The organism is Okeania sp. (assembly GCF_983059655.1).
This window is the reverse complement of sequence record NZ_CEZPJD010000670.1, coordinates 1-4,461: the sequence shown is the minus strand read 5'-3', so window position 1 is coordinate 4,461 and position 4,461 is coordinate 1. Positions and strand designations below refer to the sequence as shown.

General features: G+C 39.9%; 2 protein-coding genes. One reads left to right on the top strand and one right to left on the bottom strand.

Annotated elements, in window-relative coordinates; genetic code table 11:
- On the top strand, positions 1-1,603 hold a 1,603-nt coding region (locus AC3DU7_RS26325), incomplete at its 5' end, for a HEAT repeat domain-containing protein (RefSeq protein ID WP_488042236.1).
- Between the two features lie 675 nt (positions 1,604-2,278).
- Here AC3DU7_RS26325 and aspS read toward each other — a convergent pair.
- On the bottom strand, positions 2,279-4,066 hold the full coding sequence (gene aspS, locus AC3DU7_RS26320) for an aspartate--tRNA ligase (protein ID WP_488042235.1): 1,788 nt from the start codon (positions 4,064-4,066) through the stop codon (positions 2,279-2,281).
- Between the last annotated feature and the right edge of the window lie 395 nt (positions 4,067-4,461).

Genomic DNA, 4,461 nt, shown 5'->3' with positions numbered 1-4,461 from the left:
GGATAATGAGGGTGGCACGTTGATAGATAGGGATGAGTTGATAGAGCAGTTGAGTCGAGAGATTAAGCAGTTAAAGCAGGTGCAGTTATATCAGGCAAAGGAAGAGGCGGAAAGATTTGTGGATTTGATTAGGGAACGCACGGGGTTGTTGAATGAGCAGGGACAAGATTTTTATGGGTTTGTGCATAAGACTTTTCAAGAATATTTGTGTGCTGAGGAAATTGATTATCAAGCAGATAATGAGGGTGATTTTGAAATTGTTTTGGATAGTATTCGAGAACATTTGCATGACTCACATTGGCGGGAAGTTTTACTATTGCTGATAGCGCAACAGAAGCCGAAAAAGGTGGCAAAGGCGATGCGGGCAATTTTGAATCATGGTAGTGAGTATGAGCAGTGGTTACATCGGGATTTGTTTTTTGCTGGAAATTGTTTGGCAGAAGATCCAAAAGGTTTGCGGAGTGTTGATGGTGAGTTGGTACAGGAAATTTTGGAGAGGTTGGTTGGGTTGGAGGTGAGTGGTAAAGAGCAGGTTGGTGCGGGAATTCATACACAGGTTTACCACAGTTTTCGTAGTTTGTATGAAACTGACTTTGAGGCGCAGGCTCTAGAGATGTTGAAGGAGCGATCTAATTTGATTGATGAGTCGGCATTGCTGGCATATCGAGCGGAACTAGGAGAAAAAGAAGAAGTAATCACTATCCTATTAACAAAGCTTCAGGATAAAGATTCTGTTATACGTCGAAAAGCAGTCTATACTTTACGCTATTCTAGACAACCTTTAGAAACTGTAGTCAACGCCCTGGCAGTAAACCTTGAGCATGAAGATCCCTATTTGCGTCAGACTGTGGCTCATACTTTAGGTTATTGGGGCAAAAATTCCCAAAATGCTTTTAATGTTTTATTAGATTTACTACAAAACGATAATCTAGCTGTACGTTGGGAAGCAGCCTTTGTGATAGAAAGGTTAGGCTCTAAAAGGTTAAGCAATAATATAGATACAGTGCTTGAAACCTTACCACCACAACTACAAGATTGGGTTTTTGCTCTGGTTAAAGGGGATGAGGCTGACTTAGATCACTCAGATGCTATTTCTCACAGTGAGATTAGCATCCTACTAGAGCGACTACAAGATGAAAATCCTATTTTGCGTGGAGGTGCTGCTAATGCTTTAGGAAAGTTGGGCAACAATTCTGAGGTAGTAATCAATGCACTGCTAGAAAGGTTAAAAGATCGAGTTTCTGATGTATGCGGAATGGCAGCAATGGCTTTAGGTAACTTGAGTAATTCTTCGGAAACTGTAGTTAATGCTTTGCTAGAAAAACTTGAGGATGATAATTCATTTGTTCGTTGTGGATCTGCAACTGCTTTAGGCGATTTGGGTAATACTTCCGAAACTATAGTTAATGCTTTACTTGGAAAACTTGAAGATGAAGATTCTTATGTGCGTCAAAGGGGATCTGAAGCCTTGGGCAAATTGGGCAAAAAATCCAATAATATCCTCCCCAGCATCATTCAATGGATTGAACAACATCAAGATTCAGAATATGTCGGTAGAGGTATTGATGTACTGTGGTATTTAGTTGTAGGTGAAGAGAGTTAAGAGAATGAGGCAGTCAGTCAAAATTCAATAGTTAGGCAGTGGGAGCATCTTCCTCCCGTTGTCGCATTCTGCCATACTTCATCTCAATCAGGCAAGACTTACGCATAACCACCATATCTAGTAGGGGCGATTTCCTAACGGAATGCTCCGCAAACGCGAATCGCCCCTACAATCTTATAATGCTGATGTTCAACTATAAATTGATAATTTCTGTGCGATAATTGATTCTATTTTTTATTATAGCATTACGCAAATAGGTTAGGGCAATTATAGACGCTCAAACTTAGTCAGGGATTACTTCTAACTTCTGACTTCTGACTTCTGACTTGCGCGTAGCGCTATATTGGAGATGTCTATTGGAGTTTTTTTTCCACAGCATTTTTTCTGAAAGGCAACTAAGGTGATAATTTACAGAAAAGCTGAAACGACAGAATGCTCATAAGCAAAATTCTGCCTTTTCATTTGCCATATTGCGCAAACAGCTCCCCGCTGAGTTTTGCTATAATATCAAATCCGGTAGCATCGGTGTAATAAGATAGTGAATCAGAATTTCCTACGGAATGCTCCACAAACAGCAATCCTGCAATTCAGAAGGGAAGAAAACTCAGAATTCTTTCCGCTCTGGGTGAAGATGGAATATTTTTTTATACCGAATTAAACGGATTTGATATAAAACTAAGACTTCGGTTTAGAAATTGAACTAACGTGTAATTCTTTCAATTGCTTTTTATCAACTTCAGACGGCGCATTTGTCAACAAACATTTAGCTTGCTGAGTCTTCGGAAATGCAATTACATCTCGAATTGACTCTTCACCAGCTAACAACATCACCAACCGATCTAAACCATAAGCAATACCACCGTGAGGAGGAGTACCATATTCAAACGCTTCCAATAAAAAGCCAAACTTATTATCTGCTTCCTCATCAGATAAACCAATAGCTTCAAATACCTTTTCCTGTACCTCTCGTTGATATATCCGCAGACTACCACCCCCGATTTCATAACCATTAAAAACCAAATCATAAGCCTGCGCTCGTGCAGTTTTCAAGTCACTAATATCATCTGGGTGAGGTGCAGTAAATGGGTGATGTAAAGCTTCCAAACGTTTTTCATCCTCATTCCATTCAAACATAGGAAAATCTGTCACCCACAATAAACTAATTTTATTGCGGTCAATTAATCCCAATTCCTCACCTACCACTAACCGCAAACGGTCTAAAGTTTTATTCACAGTATTTGCATCATCCGCAGCGAATAATAGCAAATGACCTGGTTTTGCATCGGTGCGTCGTAACAATTCCTGTTTTTGTTCGTCGGTGAGGTTATCTTTGATAGCTCCAATAGTATCTATTTTGCCTTTCTCTTTAACACGAATATAAGCTAAACCTTTAGCTCCTGCTTCACTTGCTTCTTTAAATAAATCGCCACCTGGTTTAATTCTCACATTGGAGATAGCATCGTTACCTCCAGGAATAGGCAGCACTTTCACTATGCCACCAGCAGCAACTGCTCCAGAAAATACTTTGAAACCAGAATCTTTCACTAAATCGGAGACATCTACCAACTCTAAGCCAAACCGAACATCTGGTTTATCACTGCCGTAACGATCCATTGCTTCTGCATAAGTCAGGCGAGGAAATGGTAGAGGTAAATCTACACCTTTGACTTTCTCAAAAATATATCCTACTAACTTCTCATTTAATTGGATAATTTCCTCCTGAGACATGAAACTCATTTCCATATCTAACTGAGTAAACTCTGGCTGTCTATCCGCTCGCAAATCTTCATCCCGGAAACAACGGGCAATTTGATAATAACGGTCAAAACCAGAAACCATTAACATTTGTTTGAATAATTGAGGAGACTGAGGTAGAGCAAACCATTCCCCTGCATGAACGCGACTGGGAACCAGATAATCCCGCGCTCCTTCTGGAGTAGAGCGAGTGAGAATGGGGGTTTCGACTTCAATGAAATTTTGCTCGTCTTCCAAAAAACGGCGGATAGCTTTGATAACTTCATGGCGCAGTTGCAAATTTTGGGTCATGCGCTCCCTTCTCAAATCTAAATACCGATATTTGAGTCGCAACTCTTCACGGACAGATTCTGTTTCAGCAGTAGAAACTTGAAATGGTAATTGTTTCCCTAAACCATTCAAAAGTTTAATATCATCCGCATAAATTTCAACTTCGCCAGTAGGAAGTTTGGGGTTGAGAGATTCTTCCGGGCGACGACTGACTCTACCAGTAATTTGCACAACATATTCATTGCGAATATCCCCAGCTATTTGATATGAGTCAGGAGTCCGCTCTGGGTCACTAACAATTTGGACAATACCCGTGCGATCGCGCAAATCTAAAAAAATTACGCCCCCATGATCCCGACGACGGTCTACCCATCCACAGAGGTTTACAGTTTCTTCTATATGATTACTATTTAGTTGGCCGCAATAATGGGTTCGCATAATTATCTAAATTACAAATTTAACTAAAAAATAAATTTTATCATTATCTTACTGGGATGCCCGTAAATCATTAATAATTTTAGGTTAAATTCGGATTTAACAAATAAAGATTGCAATATTTTGTCAGGAAATTGACATAATCAAAGAATAAGTGTGTCATTTCAGTTATCAGTACCTCTGCAATAGGGAGGCTTACAGCAGTTTTGGAGTTGATGAGGTACAAAATTTTAGTACTTTAGGGAGTAGGCAGTAGGGAAAAAAAGATTAATTTTCAAACTGTACATTACTATCCTAAAAAGGCATTGCTGAATTAAGGTATGAAAGTAGGTTTATAGGGAAGAGGGAACAGGGAACAGGGAACAGCGGTGCGACCCCGCGTCGGCGAAAGACGCAAG